The organism is Shewanella sp. 10N.286.52.B9 (genome assembly GCF_002873635.1).
In the GTDB taxonomy this organism is placed as follows: domain Bacteria; phylum Pseudomonadota; class Gammaproteobacteria; order Enterobacterales; family Shewanellaceae; genus Shewanella.
Map to the genome: position 1 here is coordinate 1 of NZ_MCTY01000237.1, position 21,415 is coordinate 21,415.

The window sequence follows — 21,415 nt, forward strand, 5'->3', positions numbered from 1 at the left end:
GGGTGGCTTTGTAATTTTTTTTAATCAATAGCTTTGCTAAAGCGAGGCTTAAATAATTGGTTTCAAGTGCGCACTATGCGAGATTTAGTGCTTCAAGGAGAACCCGTGAGATTTGTTTTTTTGTTTATCGTTTTTTTTATTGCTGGTGAAGCTATAGCCAAACCAAATTTTATAAAAGTTAACGGTTATGACGTTGAATACGAAATTGCAGGAAATGGTTCAAAGACTGTTTTCCTAGAAGCAGGTGGGACTGCTGGGCTATCAGATTGGGAACCTATATTTGAAAAACTTGCTAAAGATACCCGCGTTATTCGCTATTCACGGATAGGTAATGGTGGCTCGCAAAAAGTCAGAAAAAACTATAGCTCTGAAGAGTATGCGGAGGAAGCTCGTTTATTGCTTGAAGTTTTAAACATTAAAAAACCAGTAGTTTATGTTGCGCATTCATATGGTGCTTATATTGCCAGACGATTTTCTGCAACCTATCCTGAATGGGTTTCTGGATTAATGTTGATTGAGCCTGCCTCTGAGCATGATGTTGATATTATGAGAAAAATCGATTTGGAAAAAGCAGAGAAGGAAATCGCTCAAATAAAATTAGATGACCAAGCAAATGGCATGTCTAACCAGTATCTCGATTTTTGGTCAAAACGCCCACTTCCTGATTACCCTGAGATTCCTAATATTCCGGTTACAGTCATTGCGTCAGTTAAAAAGTATCAAAATCCTCCAGTGCTATTTTTCAACGATAAAGCTCGCACGATGTGGGGACAATTGCATTCAGATTGGGTACTTAGTTTTCCGAAAGGTAAAATAGTCTTGACTGATAAAAGCTATCATTATCCACAAAATGATGAACCAGAAATGGTCATTAATGAAATAAAAGCTCTGCTGGATCGAATTAAACACTAATCGGATTGCCGGAGGTATCTAGACTCCGGCACAAGATATGGTGAGGGGCAGTTACAAAAAATTAGTTACAGTCTCGGTTGCCATACTTTCCCTAATGAGACTCATCACTTTAAGAGTTATAACTCTAACGAGTTTTTGTCCAAAAGTGGGTTAGGGACGTAACACATATCTGCCCCTTTTCGTTTTACATGATCTATCAGCGACCCACTTACAATGTGTCAGTTGACCAAATTTTATTAATGAGCCAAGGTATCTAAAGGACTAAGGAATTACCAGAGAGGGAATACAATGAAAGTCGAAATCGAAAGAACCGAAGATGGAGAGGCTTTTTTCAGATTACCTGATGAATATCTTGCAGACCTAAAATGGCAAGATGGTGATGTCATTGAGTGGATTGATAATAAAGATGGTACCTGGACCTTACAAAAGTCCTCGGTAGCAAGTCCTGCGGATTAGTCATGCTGGTCAATGGGTTTTATTCATAATTATTTAGAAAATGGATTGTAGTGGATTACTTAAACTGGCCACTTGATTAGAGGCTTGCAATACGTGAGATTATCCATGAGATTCTAATTTAGAATATTCGCTAAAACGTTCTTGTCCAAAAGTGAGTTTCGGTCTTTATTGTCTTTATTGTCTTTATTGTCTTTATTGTTCGCTGTGGCGTCATGCGGTAAAGCAAAAATTTCAATCTTTATTGTGTTTTGCGGCCTTACTGATTACAAGTTAATGCAGTTTTAAGTCGATAAACGTTTCAAACTCTAATTTAAGGCGACATTCCCTTAAGCCAACACGCAGGCTTAATTGCAGATTGCTTGCGCTTCAAATAGTAATCTTGGCTGCGACAAGCTAAAATATCGTTTCATTAAAAACTGGGTATCTCGATGTTTTGGCTTAAAAAAATCTTATCTCAATTGGTTATGCCTATTCCGCTGACATTATTACTGCTGTTATTGGCGATATTTGTGTTCCGCAGCCAATCCCAGCGATTGAAAACCTTAGGGCAAAGCGCTTTAATCGCGGCTTTCGCTATTTTATTGCTACTGAGTAATTCGCAATTTAGTGCAGGGTTAGCAGCCAGTTTAGAGTCTCAATACCCAGTGAATAACTCCCCGTTAACCCTCGTTTATCAATCGGGTACTGTCGCTAATGCGCAGCAAGCCTGTTATGTGATGGTGCTGGGTTCAGGTCACACTGAAAATGCTAATCGAGCTGCGGTGCAGCAGTTATCATCGACAGCATTAGCAAGATTATCAGAAGGCGTAAGGCAGCTAAAACTTGCAGATAATCGTTGCCAGTTGGTGGTCAGTGGTTGGAGTGGCGGCTTAACGCCAACCCCCCATGCTGAAATTATGCAGCAAGCGGCGATTGAGCTGGGCGTGCAAGCAAGCCAAATAGTGACGTTTGCTGATGCGCTAGATACCATTGAAGAAGCTAAATCTATGGCTGAGTTAATTGCCAATAAGCCTTTTATATTGGTTACCTCTGCGACCCATATGCCGCGCTCAATGAAGATTTTTACCACACTTGATTTAAATCCCATCGCCGCGCCGACTAATTTTATCAGCTCACCGGGTTATTGGTGGCGCTTTAGTGCTGAAAATCTGTATATATCCCAGCGTGCAATTCACGAGTATGTGGGCATGTTATGGCTAACCATAAAAGGATTATTAACTGATGTCTGATCCCAGCCAACATGAGCGCTCAGAGCCATTGTTTATCGCGCCGCATAATAAGCGCAACGGCATTAGTTTAACCATTGCTGGTGGCATTGCGGTATTTATCAGCTTGATATTATTTATCAACAACAAAAGCCTATTTGGTGTCGGTATGGTGTTTTTTGCCGTTGGCAGTGTAGGGCTGGTACTAGGTGTTGCCAAAATAAATCAGCCGAAAGCCAGTTTTAAATTATCTGCAGCAGGATTTGATTATTATCATGGCCGCGGCACAGTGCACGTAGCTTGGGATAATGTGCAGCGTATTGACGTGTCACGGGTGACCCAAAATCTTGAGTTAATTGAACTGCCGTATATTGGCATTAAACTCAAACACATCAATCCGATTTTAGATTGTATCTCCCCAAGGTTAGCCACCGGGTTATTGACTGAGCAGCGGCCGTTACTCATGACAGCAGCGACTCAAGATGAAGACTTACAAAGCCTTGAAACCTATGTCGGCGCTGAATTTACCCCATTAGTGGTTAATGGTGAGCGTTATCGTGGCGTATTAGCCATGTTTGGCCATCGCTGCCAAACCTTAGATGCTCAACTCGGGTTTCACCTTTATTTATCTATTGATAGCCTAGATAGAGCGCCAGCGGAGTTTGTCAGCTTACTGCGGCAATGGCAGCAGCAATCTATTAAGCCCTAAAGCGATTATTTGTAGATATTGCTAACTTATAGCCAAAGCGCTAATTAAAAGTGCTTACAAAAAGAGATGTGTTTAATTATTAAATAATAACTTATTGAACGAATGCCAAACGTCGATGTTTGGCATTCGTTTTAAATATTCATGAAGGATAAGCCAAACGCTGAAATTGACTATGCCGATACAGCTGCAGTGAGTTGAGGCTTTTCTTTTTCAGTTTCAACAGTGGAAACCAATTTTTCATTATTTTCTAATGCTTTGCTTTGTTTATCGTAAGCTTTTCGATAACCAAGGAACTGGCCGTTATCTAAAATTTCCATACGCTTACTATATACTTCACCATCAAAAGTTCCGGTATTGGTAATGGTGAGTTTTTCGCAATTAATATTACCTGTCATTAAGCCAGAAACCGTCGCTTCCACACAAACAACACCACCGGTGACAACCCCAGTAGCTTCAACCGTTATGTTACCAGAAGCGCGAATTTCGCCATCAACTTTCCCTGCAATAAGTACGTCGCCGTTAACTTTGATATTACCGCTTAATTCACAATCATTGGCAATAAAACTCAGGTTACTTGTGGGACTTTTTTTACTAAACATATTCGCTCTCTTTATGCATTTTTGACCGCAATGACCAGGATAATTATGCGGTTAAATTTATTTTGTTGTTAGTATTTAACATTTAATATAGCGACAATTAATCGCAAAAAAAACAATTAAATTTTGACTATTAAGACTTTTTTGACTACCAAGACTTATTGACACAGTTTATTGATACAGCTTAGCTAAAACAGCATTAACTCGTAACGTTAAGCTCAATGACACTGATAGAAGCTGATGGGCAGGGGGCAACACAAGCGCCGCAGCCTGTACAAGCCTCAAGATCAATCATAGGTTTGGGTACTTGGCCAATGGCCATCTTAAAGCTTATTGCTGCGGGATCGCAGGCATCTTTACAGCTTTGACACCATACGCCTTGATAGGTTAAACAGCTGTCATTGACGCCGGCTTTTATGTTCCAAGGCGTGAGTTGAGAAAGATCAAAAATGGGCTCTTTGCATACTGTGGCGCATTGCTGACAGAATGTGCACTCGTCGTTTGTGAATGATATTTCAGGAAAACCACCATCACCTTTAATGATTACCTTAGTTTCGCAGGCATCGATGCAAGCATTACAGCGAGTACATTCGTCAGTGAACTCAATATCAGACTTAACCCAAGGCGGTCTTTGGGCATCAATTTTACGTCTGCGAAATAGGTTTCTGCGGCTGTGATTGACTGACTGACTCATACTTCTTCCACTATTTTTGGCTAACAATAACAAGGCTAACATTAATGAGACTAAAGTTAGCCAGTAAATATCTACAGGGCTTAAATAAATAGGCTCAAAAAGCTATGTCAACTAACCCCTTAACTTCGGTAGCCGTCAGGATTTTTAGATTGCCAATGCCAGCTAGATTCAACCATGGTTTCAAGGGACAGCTCAGCGTGCCAATCTAATGCCGTTTTCGCCTGAGACACGTCAGCAAAGTATGCCGCAAGATCGCCCTCTCTACGAGCACTAAAGCAATAGGGTATCGCTTTACCGGTTATTTGCTCAAAGGTATTAATAATTTCGATAACGCTGTATCCACGGCCTGTGCCTAAATTGTAGGTGGTAATGCCTGAATTACTGTTGAGCTTAGCTAATGCTTTTAGGTGGCCTTGGGCTAAATCAACCACATGGATGTAATCTCGTACACCTGTGCCGTCAGGGGTAAGATAATCATTACCAAACACCTGTAATTCTTTTAGCTTGCCCACAGCCACTTGGCATATATAAGGCATAAGATTATTCGGAATATCGCTAGGATCTTCACCGATCAATCCGCTTGGGTGAGCACCAACTGGGTTGAAGTAGCGTAAAATAGTGATATCCCATTGATTATCAGCAGTATGTAAGTCAGCCAGTAGTTGTTCCACCATCAGCTTTGACTGGCCATAAGGGTTCGTGGCTCCGGTTGAATCGGTTTCTTTAATAGGCAAGCCATCAGGGATGCCGTATACCGTAGCTGAAGAGCTAAAAACTAACTTTTTCACCTGATGTTCCGCCATGACTTGGCACAAAATTATTGTGCCGGTGACATTAGTTTCATAATACTGCAATGGCTTACACACTGAATCAGCCACCGCTTTTAAACCAGCAAAATGAATTACTGATTCAATGACATGATCAGTAAATATTTTATGTAATAGCGCTTTATTTAGCACACTGCCTTGATAAAAAATGCAGCTTTTACCGGTAATTTGTTCAATGCGAGATAAGGCGATGACATTGGCGTTGGATAAATTATCGACAATGATAACCTGTTGATTAGCATTTAACAGTTCAACTACAGTGTGGCTTCCTATATATCCGGCTCCGCCAGTGACTAAAATTGCCATGAAATGTCCTTAACTGTGGATGACATAAAATTGAATGCAAAAATGACAGTCTACTTAAAAGTTTAACTATAGCGCCAAAGTAAAGCGAGTTAATTGCTTGGATTTTATTCTACTTAAGTTATCAAGCTCACTAAAAAAGGTATCAAGCTTTAACCTGTTTAAAGCTTAAAAGTTTTATCCATTGACTTAAGACAGAATCGGGAGATAAGTTGTTGGCCACTTTGTAATTTAAAGGTGGCAGTTTATATGACTAATTTTATTAAGTTAAGTTTAGTAGAAACTGCTAATGTAGCGTTTTGTTTACGAATTGTACTGTCAAATCACTGAAGAATAAAACCCCAAGCAGTTAACAAAATGTGATCCTTAGCACACTATGAAGGGAGTGAAGTTTACGTAAAGTGGCACTTATGAGCAAAGTAACAAATTACACCGCGAAGATCCCTGATAGTCAGGGTTACATCCAATATACTGATGAAGAACATGACATTTGGCATCAGTTATATCAGCGCCAAGTGAACAATATGCCAGGCAGAGCTTGCGAGGCATATATGCATGGCCTTGATGCTTTAGCTATGCCCACGAATCGGGTACCGCAATTAAAAGAAATCGATAAGGTGTTACTTGCATCTACAGGCTGGCAAACTTCAGGTGTGCCGGCACTTATTTCATTCGGTAAATTTTTTGAATTGTTGGCCAATAAGCAGTTTCCTGTGGCGACCTTTATTCGCTCAAAAGAAGAGTTCGACTACCTACAAGAACCTGATATTTTTCATGAAATATTTGGTCATTGCCCGTTATTAACCAATCCGTCATTTGCACATTTTTCGCATATTTATGGCCAATTAGGTTTGGCGGCATCTAAAGAAGAACGGGTGTTTTTAGCGAGATTATATTGGTTTACGGTCGAGTTTGGTTTAATGAAAGCCAAAGATGATCAACTTAATATCTATGGTGGCGGTATATTAAGCTCGCCAGGTGAAACCTTATACGCATTAAGTGATAAACCGGAGCGTAAGCCTTTTGAGCTACTGGATGTGCTGAGAACCCCATATCGAATAGATATTATGCAGCCGATTTATTACGTTATCGACAATATCGACTTTTTAGATGAAATCACTCGAATGGATATTATGGCTGAAGTCGCTAAAGCACGGCAGCTAGGTTTGTTTGCGGCTAAATTTGCCCCAAAACCCAACCCAATAGCCGTTTAGGGACTCGTTAAAACTAGTCATTCATTTATACATTAATAATATAAACACTAGATTAAACTAGTGTGATAATACAGGAGCTGTTATGTCAGATTTATCCGAACTAAAATGTGAGGCTTGCCAAATAGATGCCCCAAAAGTAACCGAGCAAGAGCTGGTTGAATTTAGTCAAATGGTACCCCAGTGGACCGTTGAAAACCGTGATGGTATTAATCAATTAGAGCGAGTTTTTAAGTTTAAAAACTTCAAACTGGCGATGGAATTCACCAATAAACTCGCTGATGTTGCTGAAGCTGATTTTCACCATCCGGGGATCTTAACTGAATGGGGCAAAGTGACAGTGACTTGGTGGTCACATTCCATTAAAGGTCTTCATAAGAATGATTTCATTATGGCGGCGAAAACCGACCAGTTAATTAACTAAAATCTTAGTTAATTATATCAGCAGGTTACGTTAACGTAACCTGTTTTAGCACGTCCTCTGTTACAATTATGCTGTAAACAACACTTGCCACGCGCCCGATAACCTTTTAACGTATCGCTCACAAATTAAGAAGGGCACCCTGACATGGTCAGAATCGAGTCCTCGGATATTCCAGAAAACAATATAATAGGGAATAGTTGTTTATGCGTTTGGAAGTCAGTTGTTTAGATCGTATCGGCCTTGCGAAAGATATTCTAGAAGTGCTAGAAAACTATGGCATTAACTTAATTGCAATTGATGCCAGCAATAGAGGCTTTTTGTACCTACAGTTTGCCGAAATTGGCTTTGAAACCTTAAGTGAATTAATGCCTTTAATTCGCAAAGTAGAAAGCGTCCATGATGTTCGTACCGTATCGTTTATGCCCTCCGAGCAAGAACATTACGCGCTCAAAACCTTATTACAAACCCTGCCAGACTCCGTTTTTTCAATTAATGCTAAAGGCCGTATTCGTATTGTTAATGAATCCGCATTATTAACCCTTAATATGCAAGAGCATGAAGTGATTGATGAATCGCTTAATCATTGGGTGCAAGGATTTAACTTTTCTCGCTGGTTAACTGAAGCCCCTGTATTAGCGCAAGCCACTCGGGTGCAAATTGGTAATAATGAATATTTAGCCGAAATGCTGCCTATCTATTTACCTGATGAAAACAATGCCAGTATTTTAGCGGGCGCGGTGGTGTCGCTAAAATCACCAGCCCGTGTCGGTAAGCAATTTAATGCGCTGCAAAATCAAACCACAGGCTTTGATAATGTGTTGGCCGTTAGCGATAAAATGAAAGATGTGCTTAAACAAGCCAAACGTATGGCCCAACTGGATGCACCGTTATTAATAACTGGTGAAACGGGTACTGGTAAAGAGTTGATGGCCAAAGCGAGCCATGATGCCAGTATGCGCCGAGAGCACGCCTTTATTGCTATTAACTGCGCTGCATTACCAGATAGCGTGGCAGAAGAAGAATTGTTTGGCTTTGTGTCAAATGGCCAAGTGGTAAAACGTGGCTTGTTTGAAGAGGCGAAAGGTGGCACTGTTTTCTTAGATGAAATTGCCGAAATGTCAAAAGCTGCTCAAGTAAAACTATTGCGTTTACTACAAGATGGCACTTTTAGACGCATTGGCGGCGATGAAGAAGTGCGCGCTGATGTACGTATAATTTGTTCTACCCAAAAGAACTTGGCAGAACTGTGCCAATCAGGTGAATTCAGAGAAGATCTTTACTATCGCATTCATGTACTTAGTTATCACATGCCGTCGCTCCGTGAACGTAAAGTGGATGTTATTCCGCTCACTGAAATGTTTTTAGAGCATTATAGCCAGCAGTTATCGAGTCCATTACGACGTATTTCAGCATCATGTCGGGACTACTTGTTCACCTATGCCTGGCCAGGTAATGTGCGTCAGCTTAAAAACGCTATTTTTAGAGCGGTATCGATGTGGGATGGCTCGGCAGAACTAACCGTTGAGCAACTTAAGTTACCTTCTTATGCTGAAGGCTTTGGCTACTTTGATGAAGAGTTTGAAGGCAGCTTAGATCAAGCCATGAAAGAATATGAGGCAAGCTTATTAAGGCGCTTATATCCAGCTTATCCAAGTACCCGTCAATTAGCTAAAAAGCTGGGGGTTTCTCACACCGCTATTGCTAACAAGCTGCGCGACTACAAAATATCTAAAAAACGTTAATTAATCGTAGCGGTTATTTTTAGTGTAACGAATTCATGCCATCAAAATGTCAGTAAGCCACTGGCATTTTGAGGTTTACCAGCCTGAGATCCGCATTCTGATACTGGGATCTCATTCTGTATTGAAACCTTTACAATTTAACTCTCAAGCAAACAAAGTGTGATTTATCTCACGCTATATTAATTCGGTTAAGCTTAGGGTATTTGTATCGTTAACAACGCTATTTTAGTTGTTATTACTCAGCATAGGCGCTTTACAGGTAGCATATTTGATTTAATCGAATTGCCAAGCCTGTTAGCACGTCTTGTAATCACATTGTCTTGAGTAGTAGCAACATTATTTGTACCCATCTAGGAGTCAAAATGAAACTTGCAAGTTATAACAACGGTCGCCGTGATGGCCAACTGATGTTAGTCAGTAAAGATTTAACCAAAGCCGTTGCCGTACCTGCTATTGCGCATACTATGCAGCAATTATTAGATGCTTGGGATTTATTAAACCCGCAATTACAAGAATTATATGAAGCATTAAATGCCGGTATGATGGACAACGCCGTTGATTTTGATGAAGCTAAATGTTTATCGCCATTGCCTCGTGCATATCAATGGGCTGATGGCAGTGCATACGTCAACCACGTTGAATTGGTTCGTAAAGCCCGCGGCGCAGAAATGCCAGCAACGTTTTGGACTGATCCATTAGTATATCAAGGTGGCTCAGATTGCTTTATCGCGCCAAAAGCCGATATTGAAATGGCCAGTGAAGAGTACGGTATTGATTTCGAGTCAGAAATCGCAGTGGTCACTGACGACGTTAAAATGGGCGTAGATGCAGATAACGCTGCCCAGCACATCAAATTATTGATGCTAGTGAATGACGTATCGTTACGTAATCTTATACCTGGGGAGTTAGCGAAAGGGTTTGGCTTTTTCCAATCAAAGCCTTCAAGTGCGTTTTCGCCAGTGGCGATTACCCCTGATGAATTAGGTGACAGATGGCAAGATAGCAAAGTGCACTTACCATTGGTAACTCATTTAAATGGTGATTTATTTGGTCGTCCTAATGCGGGCGTAGATATGACGTTTAACTTTAGTCAATTGGTCGCTCATGTTGCTAAGACCCGTCCATTGGCAGCGGGAGCTGTGATTGGTTCTGGTACTATTTCAAATTATGATCGCAGTGCCGGTTCTAGCTGTTTAGCTGAAAAACGCATGCTAGAAATCATTGCAGACGGTAAAGCTTCAACGCCATTTATGCGTTTTGGCGATACAGTAAGAATTGAAATGTTTGATGATCAAGATAACTCAATCTTTGGTTCTATCGATCAAAAAGTGGTTGAATACAAAGCTTAAATAAGTGTTTGCTGTGATAAAAAGCAATAGCGTCTAACGTTATTGCTTTTTTTATATCATCAATGCTAACTCAGTTAATTTGATAAGGATATACAATGAAATTATATGGTTATTGGCGCTCCAGTGCGGCATATCGGGTGCGTATCGCGCTTAATCTTAAGCAGCTGGATGCAGAGCAAATTTCAGTGCATTTAGTCAAAAATGGCGGTGAGCAGCATAGTGATATGTTTGCCCAATTGAACCCACAGCATTTGGTTCCGGCATTGGTTGATGAAGATGACCATGGAGAGTTTAATTTAACCCAGTCATTGGCAATTATTGAGTATTTAGAAGAGCAATATCCGCAATATAGTTTATTGCCACAAGGGGCTAAAAATAGAGCCGTAGTGCGTGCCATGGCGCAATTGATCGCTTGTGAAGTTCACCCACTGGACAACTTACGGGTATTACAGTATCTCGTTAAAGACATGGGCGTATCTGAAGAAGACAAAATGAACTGGTATCATCATTGGATCCATTTAGGTTTTGCGGCGCTAGAAAAGCAATTAGCTGTTCACTCTGGTAAATTTAGTTTTGGCGACAGTCCAAGCTTGGCAGATATTTGTCTTATCCCTCAGGTTTACAATGCCTATCGCTTCAACGTAGATTTATCTGCATACCCTAATATTGTGCGGATTTGGCACACATGTCAGGCTCACCCAGCCTTTGCTGCAGCTGCGCCTGAGCAGCAAGATGATGTCAGTTAACCCAGCATTTTTTAGATAAGCTCGAGTAAAATATGGACTATGAAGCTCAGTTAAAAAATTGGATTGTAGCAGACAAGATGCGCATTAGTGCCTTGCAGCAAGTTGCAGCGCTTTTTACTGAGCTTAATATTACAGATTGGTACATTGCTGCAGGATTTGTGCGTAATTTAGTGTGGGATAAACAGCATCAAATAGCGCCCAGTGCGTTAACTGATATTGATGTGATTTATTATTGCAGCAAACAAACCAGTGCCTATCGTGATAAGTTAATCGAAAAAGCATTATCTGAGCGGATAAAACTGCCTTGGTCGGTGAAAAACCAAGCCAGAATGCATAAAAGGAATCATCACCCAGCCTATACATCAACCCTTGATGCGATGTGTTATTGGCCTGAGCAACAAACAGCGGTAGCGGTAAAACTGGATAATGATGGCAAGTTAGTGCTAAAGGCATTATTTGGTTATGAAAACCTATTTAGCCTATCGGTGAGCTATAACCCCAATGCCGATAAACATGTGTTTATGGAGCGTGTTGCCAGTAAACCTTGGTTTAAGCAATATCCTAAGCTTTCACTTGAGCTCTAACCTCCCCGTAACCCCTTGTCATTTATCACTAGTCAATTAGCTCTTGAGTTTAAGTTATAGCCTTTAGCTGCACCTTTTATGTCATTTTTATGTCATTTTTTTATGTCAGCTTTAACACTTGTGAATGTTTTGCAGTGGCATTTTCATGGAAAATATCATCAAGATAACCTGCAAGCTCTGTTTCTTTAAGCTCAGGTGGAATGATGACCTCATGGATGCGCGATCTAAGCCCGGTGCCTGAATCACGAAACAGTAGCCATCGGGGCTGATCACTTTGTCTATCTTGGCGCTTAATTGACATGGACTTACCAAACACATCAAATTTTATAAATTTTTCATTCATCATCTTGTCCTCTTGGCGGTGGTTTAGCTAATCGGCATAGAGTTAAATATTTTGAAATAAAAACTCTATGGTAAAGGTTAGCACCACTTGATTGATGCGCACTTCATCATCTTCTTTAGTCCAAGTATATTCAGGCGTGATGGCAAAAAACAACCAATCTCGGACAAAGTTTTGTCGGTAAGTTAAGCCAATTTTTGCACTATCAATATATTTATAGGGCTGGTCGACGCCGTGTATGTGGGCTTGATAACTAATGGCTTGTTTATCACTGATATATTGATATAACTGCAGACCTGAGCCTAGCTCCCAACCATTATCGTTAGTTTCATATTGGAACGCAGCACTCCAGCGCAATAAAAAATCATCGTTAAAAGAGTGTTCAATATCGAATTCAGTAGACTCACCAGTGAGATTTTTCTCTTGATACAGCTTTTGGGTGATGCGGCTGATGGTATTTTCTGAAATAGGATAGGTATAGCGATAACGAGCTTCGATTTTAGGCTTAAAACTGAGCTTTATATTAAAACTACTTCTATTTCGAGCTAGCCAGTCATAGCGTAAGCTAAATTCCCTGTCGTTGTTATCGTCAGGGCTGCGTATAAATGAAAATGGATCATCTTCTCCAGTTGAATCAAAAATGAGTTTTAGCTTTTTAGTGACTCCAGGTAAATTAACCCGCGCATTGACGTTAGCATGATATTTAAAACCTTCTTTTTCATAATAGGAAAAATCATTATACCAACGGACAATCGTGCCAGCTCTGGCATCATCTTCAATGCGATCATCGACAAAGAAGCTGTCAAACCAAATGGCCGGTTGGCAGAATTTGGTGTTGAGATAATCAAAAGCCTTATCAATTTTCTCATCAGTTTGTGAACGGCTATAACAAGCTGATGGCTCGACTTCATCATCTGACTGGGTTTCATTCAAAGGTGATTTTTTGTCGGTGATGGTCTTTTCAGAGGTAGGCTTATCATCAGAGATGGGCTCATTATCAAAGATAGCATTAGCGATGTCCTTGGGCTGTGATGCAGCTAAATCAGCTGCAATAAACAGCGTGAGGCTAAACAGTGATGTTATCCATATTTGTGTCATTGAAAGATAATTACAGCCTATAAACAAAGGTAAAGGTATTTTGTTCAAGGGTAGCACCTTTGTAACAACAATTGAGGGGGGGTTATCTTTTAATCATTGGCAGCGGCGTTTATTTTATGAGTCTTTTTATAGACAGGCTTTAATAGGCAGAATTTTTATAGGATTGATTAACAAGCAATACCGCTATTAAATGTTACAAAAAGGTAAATAGTTATTGCTTAGTTAATATCAGGCTCATGCTTTGCTCATGAAAGTGCCTGGTTAAAAAATCAACGTTTTCATCAGTTAAACTGGCATTTTAAAAGCTTCTTAGTAGACAAAGTTCAAGCTAAATGTGATCTAAGTCAATAAAGCGTTATACCTAGTTTGATGTAAATAGCTTTGTTGATCTGGATCAAGATTGTTAAAGGTTTTATCTGGCAGTGTAGCGGCAATTGTTAAAGGTGTTTATCGAAAGCGCTAATTATGTTGTACACATGGAGTTGTCATAATGAATAAAAAAATAGCCCTTAGTCTAGTTGCTGCCAGTTTATTATCTGCAGGTGTTTCTTCAGCTGCGGTTGCTCATCAAGCTGGTGATTTTATCTTTCGTGTTGGTGCGGTAGCGGTTGTGCCAAATGAGTCTAGTCCAGTTGTTGCTAATGTTGCAGAGTTTACAGTCGATGATAATACCCAAGTCGGCTTAAACTTTGGTTACATGCTAACTGATAATTGGGGTTTAGAATTATTGGCAGCAACTCCTTTTAGTCATGATGTTTCTCTTGGTGAGTTAGGTAAAATTGCTGAAACTAAGCATTTACCACCAACCTTAGTGGCGCAGTATTACTTTGGTAATGGCCAATCTAAATTACGTCCTTACATTGGTGTTGGTGTTAACTTTACTAACTTTTTTGATAACGAGTTTACCAATGACTTAGACGGCGCACTAACTGATTTAAGCATGAGTAACTCTTGGGGCTTAGCGGCACAAGTTGGGCTTGATTATCAATTTAATGATAACTGGTTAGTAAATGCATCGGTTTGGTACGCTGATATCTCAACGGATGTTAAATTCAATTTAGGTGAAGATGCTATTTCAGTTGAAACTGATATTGACCCATGGGTATACATGGTCAGCATTGGTTACACCTTCTAATATTTGAAAAATATTTAGAGCAAAAAAAACAGGAGCTAGGCTCCTGTTTTTTTATGTGAGCTAATAACGGAATAAGCTACTTTTTCTTTTTAACCTTCCAATGGCGAGTATTATAAATAAACTCAGGTAAAAGTAAGGTTAACCAAGCCACTAAGCGCCAGCGTTTAGTGACATAGACTTTGCGCTTGCCTTTTTGCATCGCGCTGACAATTTGTTTAGCCACTTTTGGCAATGGCGGCAACCACAGTTTACTTTTCTGCATTGCAGCTTTATCCAATAGGCCTAGCTGAATATCGGTAATAGTGATTGGTAACTTTAATCGCTGTGCATGCATGCTTAAGCCTTCAAGGTAATTTTCTGCAAAGGCTTTTGATGCATGATAAGCCACACTTGGGCCACCACGTAAACCGGCAATAGAGTTGATTGCAGCAATTTGACCATAGCCTTGCTCGCGCATTAATCGAAAGGTGGTATTACAAATTGCGGCAAAACCACGCACATTGACGTCAATGATATCTTGTTCGATTTCCCAAGGCAGTGCTTCACTGTAGCCATTAAGTCCAGTATTCACTAACACTAAATGCGCGCCTTCAAGGCTTAACCATACTTTTTCAAGCTGGCTGATAATGGCTGTTGGATTTTCAATATCTAACGGTAGCACATCAACTTTTGTCGGTAAGCTTGCGGCAAACTCGGCCATGGCATCGGGATCTTGTACAAATAGCACTAGAGAAACTTTCTGCTCGGCTAATTGACGGGCGATTTCTTTACTAAGGTGTGAGCTAGCGCCCACTATTATTGCGTTTGCTGTAGTCATGTGCTTTTAGACGACGAAATGATGGCCTATGATAAAAACAACTGCGAGGGATAACAAGCAAGAATATTATTCAATATGAGACGTATAGACTTCTAGAAGTCTTAATGTATTATAAGGACAGGATATATGAACATCATCAAAGCATTTATCAGCAAAGCATGTATTTCTTTAATGCTGCTAGGCGGATTATTCGGCTGCAGCTCTGTAGATCATTTAGTGTCTATAAGTGGTGATGTGAGTTATCGCGAGCGCATGGCATTGCCAGACAACGCAATACTCACGGTGCAAGTGAAGGATGTGTCTTTGCAAGATACCAAAGCGATTGTTATCGCTGAAAAAGTGTACCAACAAGTGAACGCGCCGCAAGCATTTGAGTTTCAAATAGCTGCAGACCAATTTATTGTTGGTCATAGTTACTCAATTGGGGCGCGAATAGAAGTAAATGGCAAGCTGTGGTTTATCAATACTCAAGCGTATAGCATTGATGTCAATGAGACACAGCCCATAAATGTGATTGTTAATAAAGTTGGTGGTTAGGCTTATCATGCCTATGCACCGATTTATTATGTATTAAAAAGGTGCTCTTATGCCGGTTAGAATTCCAGATGATTTACCTGCAGCTGAAATCTTAGAGTCTGAAAATATCTTTGTGATGTCGGAAACTCGCGCTGCAAATCAAGATATTCGACCTATGCGGGTATTAATTCTAAATTTAATGCCCAATAAAATTGAAACCGAAACCCAGCTATTGCGCTTATTAGGTAATACCCCGCTGCAAGTGGATGTTGACCTATTGCGTATTCATGACAAAGCATCTAAGCATACTTCTGTCGATCATATGAATGCTTTTTATCGGGATTTTGAAGCGGTTAAAACGAACAATTATGATGGGTTAATTATTACCGGTGCGCCACTTGGGCAGCTGGATTTTGAAGATGTGGTGTATTGGGATCACATTAAAGAAATTATTGATTGGTCTCAAGAACATGTCACTTCAGTATTGTTTCTATGCTGGGCGGCGCATGCAGGTTTGTTTCATTTATATGGTATTAATCGCAGTTTACTTGAGCAAAAGCGTTCGGGGGTGTTTAACCATAGTCGTACCAACGAGCCGCATCCATTACTACGCGGTTTTGATGATGAGTTTTTTGCGCCGCATTCACGTTATGCTGAAGTGAATATTAACGATTTACACCAACATTCTGATGTTGAAGTGCTAGCTGAATCTGCTGAAGCTGGGGCCTATATTGTGCTTAGCCGCAATAATCGTAACCTGTTTGTGATGGGGCATCCTGAGTATCAAAAACCTACTTTAAATGATGAATATCAGCGAGATGTTGGCTTAGGTATCAACCCTAATATACCGAGCAACTACTATCGTGATAATGATCCAAGCCAAGAGCCCATTGCTCGCTGGCACAGTCATGGCAGTTTGTTAGTGAGCAACTGGCTTAACTACTATGTTTACCAGCTTACGCCTTATGATTTATCAGATATGAGCGCAAGAACGCCGTGGGAATTGAAAAGCTAATCACAGATTGATTAAGGTGTTTAAACAAAATATGGCGTAAATTCGGCCAAACATCATGCTACAAGTATTAATAAAAAGGGCGATATCGTTTTCGATATCGCCCTTTTTTATGGCAAATCTCCTCAAAAACACCTTGATAATTTAACGCTGGCTATGACTTTTTTAGTGGGATTTATTACATTTTAGCTATTTAAAATCAGGGCTTTACGCTTGATGTAAATCTTCAGTGACACTCATAAAATATTCACTATTGATAATCACATTCAAACCACTTGCTTTACGTTAGCGTAAACGTCAGAGTGTAACTATTATTTTATAGTTGAACTAGATCACATTTTTGCTGATTTTGTCCGCTTACTTACCAGCAGTTTAGACCGGAGAAGTTATGAGTACAGACCAATCACCCCAAGATATTGTCATTGTTGCAGCTAAACGCACCCCAATGGGGGGCTTTCAAGGCGCACTATCAGCCGTACCAGCGCCAACCTTAGCGGCCAATGCAATTAAAGGCTTAGTCAATCAAACTCAAATCAATACTGATTTAATTGATGAAGTGTTTATGGGTTGTGTATTACCGGCAGGCTTAGGTCAAGCGCCAGCAAGACAAGCGACATTGGGCGCTGACCTACCTTTGAGTGTTGGCGCAACAACCGTGAATAAGGTTTGTGGTTCAGGCATGAAAACCGTGATGTTAGCTCATGATGCAATTAAGTCTGGCAGCAGCGAAGTGGTTATTGCTGGTGGTATGGAAAGTATGAGTCAAGCGCCATATTTACTTGATAAAGCGCGCGGCGGTATGCGTATGGGGCATGGCAAAGTGTTAGACCATATGTTTCTTGATGGATTAGAAGATGCCTACACTGGCGGCGCTATGGGCACATTCGCGCAAAAAACTGCAGATGATTTCGGCCTCACCCGAGAGCAAATGGATAACTTTGCCTTAAGCTCACTTGAAAAAGCCAATAAAGCGATTGATTCAGGTGCGTTTAAAGCTGAAATTGTGCCAATTACCATTGCAAATCGCCGTGGAGATGTGACCGTTGATACCGATGAGCAACCTGGCAATGCCCGCCCTGAAAAAATCCCGACATTGCGCCCCGCTTTTACTAAAGACGGCACCATTACCGCCGCCAACTCAAGCTCGATTTCTGATGGCGCCGCAGCAGTAATGCTAATGACCCGAGAAAAGGCAGCGTCATTAGGCTTGGAAGTGATGGCCACGATTAAAGGCCATAGCACTCACTCACAAGAGCCATCAATGTTTACCACAGCGCCAGTGGGCGCGATGAACAAATTATTCGACAAGGTTAACTGGGCAAAAACAGATGTTGATTTATTTGAAATCAACGAAGCCTTTGCCATGGTGACCATGTTAGCAATCCAAGAGCTACAACTTGATGCCAATAAAGTGAACATCTATGGCGGAGCGTGTGCATTAGGTCATCCAATTGGTTGTTCTGGCGCCCGTGTATTAGTGACCCTCATCCATGCGCTACAAGCTAAAGGTTTGGCTAAAGGCACCGCTAAAGGTGTGGCGTCATTATGTATTGGCGGCGGCGAAGCAACTGCTATGGCGATTGAAGTTTAACCTCGTTGTAATTGATTAAGATTTAACAAGACTCGTTGTTAATTGCGTCACTTTTGATGTTGGCGTTATTAACAACAAATAAGCACCAGTAAAGGCTATGGCAAATAATCATCATAGAGTGATGCTAACAATAACAGCTTGGTTGGTGCTTATTATTACTCAAGAGCTTTGGGGCTCAACAATAATCTGTAACAGGATTTAGGAAGCAAGATGACCATACAAGTTAAACATTATATTGCCGGTGAATTCACCGAAGGTACAGGTAGTCAAAACATTGATGTTACTAACCCAGCTAACAACAGCGTTATTGCCAATATTAACGCTGCTACGGTTGCAGAAGTTAATCAAGCCATAGACAGTGCAAAACAAGCATTCACTACGTGGAAAGAAGTACCTGTGTCAGAGCGTGCTCGCGTAATGCTCCGTTATCAACACCTTTTAAAAGAGCATCACGATGAAATCGCCACTATTCTGGCCCAAGAAACCGGTAAAACCTTTGAAGATGCAAAAGGTGATGTTTGGCGTGGTATTGAAGTGGCAGAGCATGCTTGTAATATCGCCTCAATGTTAATGGGCGAAACCGTTGAGAATGTTGCCCGTAATATTGATACTTATAGCTACACCCAGCCATTAGGGGTGTGTGCGGGTATTACCCCGTTTAACTTCCCAGCGATGATCCCGTTATGGATGTTCCCGTTAGCGATTGCTTGCGGTAATACCTTTATTTTAAAGCCTTCAGAACAAGATCCAATGACGCCGCAGCGTTTAGTTGAATTGTTTGTTGAAGCGGGCGCGCCCAAAGGCGTGCTGCAGCTTATTCATGGTGATAAAACCGCGGTGGATATTTTGTTGGCAGATCCTGACATTAAAGCGATTTCATTTGTTGGTTCTGTGGCTGTAGGGCAATACATTTACAAAACGGGTACTGATAACTTAAAGCGTGTTCAAGCCTTTGCTGGCGCGAAAAACCACTGCGTGATCATGCCTGATGCTAATAAGCAGCAAGTGATCAATAACATGGTTGGCGCATCAGTTGGCGCTGCTGGTCAACGTTGTATGGCGATTTCAGTGGCAGTATTTGTTGGCGCTGCTAAAGAGTGGATCCCAGAGCTTAAAGAAGCACTAGCAAAAGTATGCCCAGGTTTATGGAATGATGACAATGCCGCCTATGGCCCAGTTATTAGCCCCGCTGCCAAAGAGCGTGTACTTAAGCTTATTGCCCAAGGTAAAGCTGAAGGCGCGGACTGTTTACTCGATGGTAGCGACTTTACGGTTGAGGGCTATGAGTCAGGTAACTGGATTGGTCCAACCATGTTCGACAAAGTCACTACCGATATGAGCATTTATAAAGAAGAGATCTTCGGTCCTGTTTTGTGCTGCATGGAAGCTGACAACCTTGATGACGCCATTGAGTTAGTCAATAACAGCCCATATGGCAATGGCACTTCAATTTTTACCGCATCCGGCGGTGCAGCGCGTAAGTATCAACACCACATCGAAGTGGGCCAAGTGGGCATTAACGTGCCAATTCCTGTGCCATTACCATTCTTCTCATTTACCGGTTGGAAAGGCAGTTTCTATGGCGATCAGCACGCTTACGGTAAACAAGCGGTGCGTTTTTACACTGAAACTAAAACCATCACTTCACGATGGTTTGATGACGAAGTGGTGAGTGGCCCGAATATGAGCATCAATCTTAAGTAAATGTACTGGTCTTCTGATGGGAGAAGACCAGTTAATTATTCAGACAAGCAAACCACAAGACTCACTTAATGATCACTGTGCGTGTAACCAAATAGCGTGTAACTAAAATGCGGTTAGCTATAAGCATTTAGTAAAAATCAGTTTGCAAAAGTCACTCAGTTTTTGCAAACACGCTCACATAAAAGCACAGGATTGTTTAGCCATAAAATGACCTAAAGAGTCATAGTAAAAGGATTAACACCATGGACTTTAATTTAACCGAAGACCAACGCCAATTCGCAGAATTAGCCCGTCAATTTGCCGCAGATGAGCTGGCACCCTTTGCCGCAAAATGGGATGAAGAGCATCACTTTCCAAAGGATGTAATTCACAAGGCTGGCGAGCTAGGTTTTTGCTCTTTGTATTCGCCTGAGTCAGAAGGTGGAATGGGGCTAAGCCGATTAGATTCGTCGATTATTTTTGAAGAGTTATCACAAGGCTGCACAGCAACTACCGCCATGTTGACTATTCATAATATGGCCACATGGATGGTCACCACTTGGGGTAGTGAAACATTGCGCCAGCAGTGGTCTGAAGGTCTAACCACAGGTCGATTACTCGCATCATATTGTCTAACAGAGCCGGGTGCAGGCAGTGACGCTGCATCACTTGCGACTAAAGCGGTTCGTGATGGTGATGATTACATCATTAATGGCTCAAAAGTGTTTATTTCTGGTGCGGGTGAAACTGAGCTATTAGTAGTGATGTGCCGTACAGGCGAAGCGGGCGCAAAAGGTATTTCAGCTATAGCTATTCCAGCAGATACTGCTGGTGTAAGCTATGGTAAAGCCGAAGACAAAATGGGCTGGAATGCCCAGCCAACACGTTCAATAACCTTTGAAAATGTCCGCGTGCCAGTGGCTAATTTACTCGGTGAAGAAGGCCAAGGTTTCACTTTTGCCATGAAGGGCCTCGATGGCGGTCGTATTAATATCGCCACTTGTTCTATCGGTACAGCGCAAGCTGCGCTGAGCCGTGCCACAGAATACATGAATGAACGTAAGCAGTTTGGTAAGCCCATTGCGGCATTTCAAGGATTACAGTTTAAGTTAGCTGATATGGCGACAGAGTTAGTCGCTGCAAGGCAGTTGGTGCGCTTAGCTGCTTTCAAATTAGATTCAAAAGATCCAGAAGCCACAGCTTACTGCGCAATGGCAAAACGATTTGCTACCGACATTGGTTTTCAAGTGTGTGATAACGCCCTGCAACTTCACGGCGGTTATGGCTATATTCGTGAGTACCCATTAGAGCGTCATTTTAGAGATGTGCGGGTACATCAAATTCTTGAAGGCACTAATGAAATCATGCGCTTAATTATTGCTCGTCGTTTGCTAGATGAAAATGCGCACGCTATTTTGTAACAGTTACTAGCCAAGCGCTTTATGTTGGCTAATGAAATTAGCCA

General features: G+C 41.2%; 22 protein-coding genes. 16 read left to right on the forward strand and 6 right to left on the reverse strand.

Features of this window, described 5'->3' with window-relative positions:
• The first annotated feature begins 105 nt into the window (after positions 1 to 105).
• The 4 genes from BCU91_RS19950 to BCU91_RS19960 all read left to right on the forward strand — a co-directional run bounded on the left by BCU91_RS19950 (position 106) and on the right by BCU91_RS19960 (position 3,282).
• On the forward strand, positions 106 to 912 hold the full coding sequence (locus BCU91_RS19950) for an alpha/beta hydrolase (RefSeq protein WP_241903451.1): 807 nt from the start codon (positions 106 to 108) through the stop codon (positions 910 to 912).
• A gap of 288 nt (positions 913 to 1,200) precedes the next feature.
• Positions 1,201 to 1,368 (forward strand): hypothetical protein, encoded by a 168-nt coding sequence (locus BCU91_RS20320; protein ID WP_157936135.1) that lies wholly within the window; start codon positions 1,201 to 1,203, stop codon positions 1,366 to 1,368.
• A gap of 428 nt (positions 1,369 to 1,796) precedes the next feature.
• Entirely contained in the window at positions 1,797 to 2,597 is an 801-nt protein-coding gene (locus tag BCU91_RS19955; protein WP_102519035.1) for an ElyC/SanA/YdcF family protein, read from the forward strand.
• Positions 2,590 to 3,282, forward strand: coding sequence for a DUF2982 domain-containing protein (locus BCU91_RS19960; protein WP_102437749.1), 693 nt, complete (start codon positions 2,590 to 2,592; stop codon positions 3,280 to 3,282). Before BCU91_RS19955 ends, BCU91_RS19960 begins: the two co-directional genes overlap by 8 nt.
• Before the next feature lie 170 nt (positions 3,283 to 3,452).
• Here BCU91_RS19960 and BCU91_RS19965 read toward each other — a convergent pair whose 3' ends face one another.
• The 3 genes from BCU91_RS19965 to galE form a co-directional block, all read right to left on the reverse strand.
• The gene (locus tag BCU91_RS19965) at positions 3,453 to 3,881 is read right to left on the reverse strand and encodes a polymer-forming cytoskeletal protein (protein ID WP_102437747.1); all 429 of its coding nucleotides are present in this window, start codon (positions 3,879 to 3,881) and stop codon (positions 3,453 to 3,455) included.
• A gap of 196 nt (positions 3,882 to 4,077) precedes the next feature.
• Positions 4,078 to 4,572, reverse strand: a complete 495-nt coding sequence (napF, locus tag BCU91_RS19970; protein WP_102437745.1) for a ferredoxin-type protein NapF — start codon at positions 4,570 to 4,572, stop codon at positions 4,078 to 4,080.
• A gap of 119 nt (positions 4,573 to 4,691) precedes the next feature.
• Entirely contained in the window at positions 4,692 to 5,705 is a 1,014-nt protein-coding gene (galE, locus tag BCU91_RS19975) for a UDP-glucose 4-epimerase GalE (protein WP_102532222.1), read from the reverse strand.
• Positions 5,706 to 6,112: 407 nt separating this feature from the next.
• Between galE and phhA the strand changes: the two genes are divergently transcribed.
• The 6 genes from phhA to BCU91_RS20005 all read left to right on the forward strand — a co-directional run bounded on the left by phhA (position 6,113) and on the right by BCU91_RS20005 (position 11,758).
• Positions 6,113 to 6,916 carry a phenylalanine 4-monooxygenase gene (gene phhA / locus BCU91_RS19980; RefSeq protein ID WP_102437741.1) on the forward strand — a complete coding sequence of 268 codons (804 nt, stop codon included), beginning with the start codon at positions 6,113 to 6,115 and terminating at the stop codon, positions 6,914 to 6,916.
• An 82-nt stretch (positions 6,917 to 6,998) separates the two neighbouring features.
• Positions 6,999 to 7,337, forward strand: a complete 339-nt coding sequence (locus BCU91_RS19985) for a 4a-hydroxytetrahydrobiopterin dehydratase (RefSeq protein ID WP_102437739.1) — start codon at positions 6,999 to 7,001, stop codon at positions 7,335 to 7,337.
• Between the two features lie 203 nt (positions 7,338 to 7,540).
• Positions 7,541 to 9,079: a transcriptional regulator TyrR gene (tyrR, locus tag BCU91_RS19990; RefSeq protein ID WP_102437737.1), complete on the forward strand. Its 1,539-nt coding sequence runs from the start codon at positions 7,541 to 7,543 to the stop codon at positions 9,077 to 9,079.
• Positions 9,080 to 9,441: 362 nt separating this feature from the next.
• Entirely contained in the window at positions 9,442 to 10,428 is a 987-nt protein-coding gene (locus tag BCU91_RS19995; protein ID WP_076539825.1) for a fumarylacetoacetate hydrolase family protein, read from the forward strand.
• 95 nt (positions 10,429 to 10,523) lie between these two features.
• Positions 10,524 to 11,174: a maleylacetoacetate isomerase gene (gene maiA / locus BCU91_RS20000; RefSeq protein WP_102532223.1), complete on the forward strand. Its 651-nt coding sequence runs from the start codon at positions 10,524 to 10,526 to the stop codon at positions 11,172 to 11,174.
• Positions 11,175 to 11,206: 32 nt separating this feature from the next.
• On the forward strand, positions 11,207 to 11,758 hold the full coding sequence (locus BCU91_RS20005) for a nucleotidyltransferase family protein (RefSeq protein ID WP_102532224.1): 552 nt from the start codon (positions 11,207 to 11,209) through the stop codon (positions 11,756 to 11,758).
• A gap of 100 nt (positions 11,759 to 11,858) precedes the next feature.
• Here the strand turns inward: BCU91_RS20005 and BCU91_RS20010 are convergent, their stop codons facing one another.
• Positions 11,859 to 12,104, reverse strand: coding sequence for a hypothetical protein (locus BCU91_RS20010; protein ID WP_241904126.1), 246 nt, complete (start codon positions 12,102 to 12,104; stop codon positions 11,859 to 11,861).
• A 39-nt stretch (positions 12,105 to 12,143) separates the two neighbouring features.
• Positions 12,144 to 13,244 carry a hypothetical protein gene (locus BCU91_RS20015; protein ID WP_241904127.1) on the reverse strand — a complete coding sequence of 367 codons (1,101 nt, stop codon included), beginning with the start codon at positions 13,242 to 13,244 and terminating at the stop codon, positions 12,144 to 12,146.
• 442 nt (positions 13,245 to 13,686) lie between these two features.
• Between BCU91_RS20015 and ompW the strand changes: the two genes are divergently transcribed.
• A complete protein-coding gene (gene ompW / locus BCU91_RS20020; protein WP_102437727.1) occupies positions 13,687 to 14,331 on the forward strand; it encodes an outer membrane protein OmpW in 645 nt (214 codons plus the stop codon).
• Positions 14,332 to 14,407: 76 nt separating this feature from the next.
• Here the strand turns inward: ompW and BCU91_RS20025 are convergent, their stop codons facing one another.
• The gene (locus BCU91_RS20025) at positions 14,408 to 15,148 is read right to left on the reverse strand and encodes an SDR family NAD(P)-dependent oxidoreductase (RefSeq protein WP_102532226.1); all 741 of its coding nucleotides are present in this window, start codon (positions 15,146 to 15,148) and stop codon (positions 14,408 to 14,410) included.
• Positions 15,149 to 15,274: 126 nt separating this feature from the next.
• On the opposite strand from BCU91_RS20025, the gene BCU91_RS20030 reads away from it, so the two are divergent.
• From BCU91_RS20030 to BCU91_RS20050, 5 genes are all read left to right on the forward strand, one after another.
• Positions 15,275 to 15,685 carry a YbaY family lipoprotein gene (locus BCU91_RS20030; RefSeq protein WP_102532227.1) on the forward strand — a complete coding sequence of 137 codons (411 nt, stop codon included), beginning with the start codon at positions 15,275 to 15,277 and terminating at the stop codon, positions 15,683 to 15,685.
• A 49-nt stretch (positions 15,686 to 15,734) separates the two neighbouring features.
• Entirely contained in the window at positions 15,735 to 16,679 is a 945-nt protein-coding gene (gene metA, locus BCU91_RS20035) for a homoserine O-succinyltransferase (protein WP_102532228.1), read from the forward strand.
• Between the two features lie 385 nt (positions 16,680 to 17,064).
• Positions 17,065 to 18,267, forward strand: a complete 1,203-nt coding sequence (locus tag BCU91_RS20040; protein WP_102437719.1) for an acetyl-CoA C-acyltransferase — start codon at positions 17,065 to 17,067, stop codon at positions 18,265 to 18,267.
• Between the two features lie 210 nt (positions 18,268 to 18,477).
• Entirely contained in the window at positions 18,478 to 19,971 is a 1,494-nt protein-coding gene (locus tag BCU91_RS20045; protein WP_102532229.1) for a CoA-acylating methylmalonate-semialdehyde dehydrogenase, read from the forward strand.
• A gap of 242 nt (positions 19,972 to 20,213) precedes the next feature.
• On the forward strand, positions 20,214 to 21,371 hold the full coding sequence (locus BCU91_RS20050) for an acyl-CoA dehydrogenase family protein (RefSeq protein ID WP_102475676.1): 1,158 nt from the start codon (positions 20,214 to 20,216) through the stop codon (positions 21,369 to 21,371).
• Positions 21,372 to 21,415 lie beyond the last annotated feature (44 nt).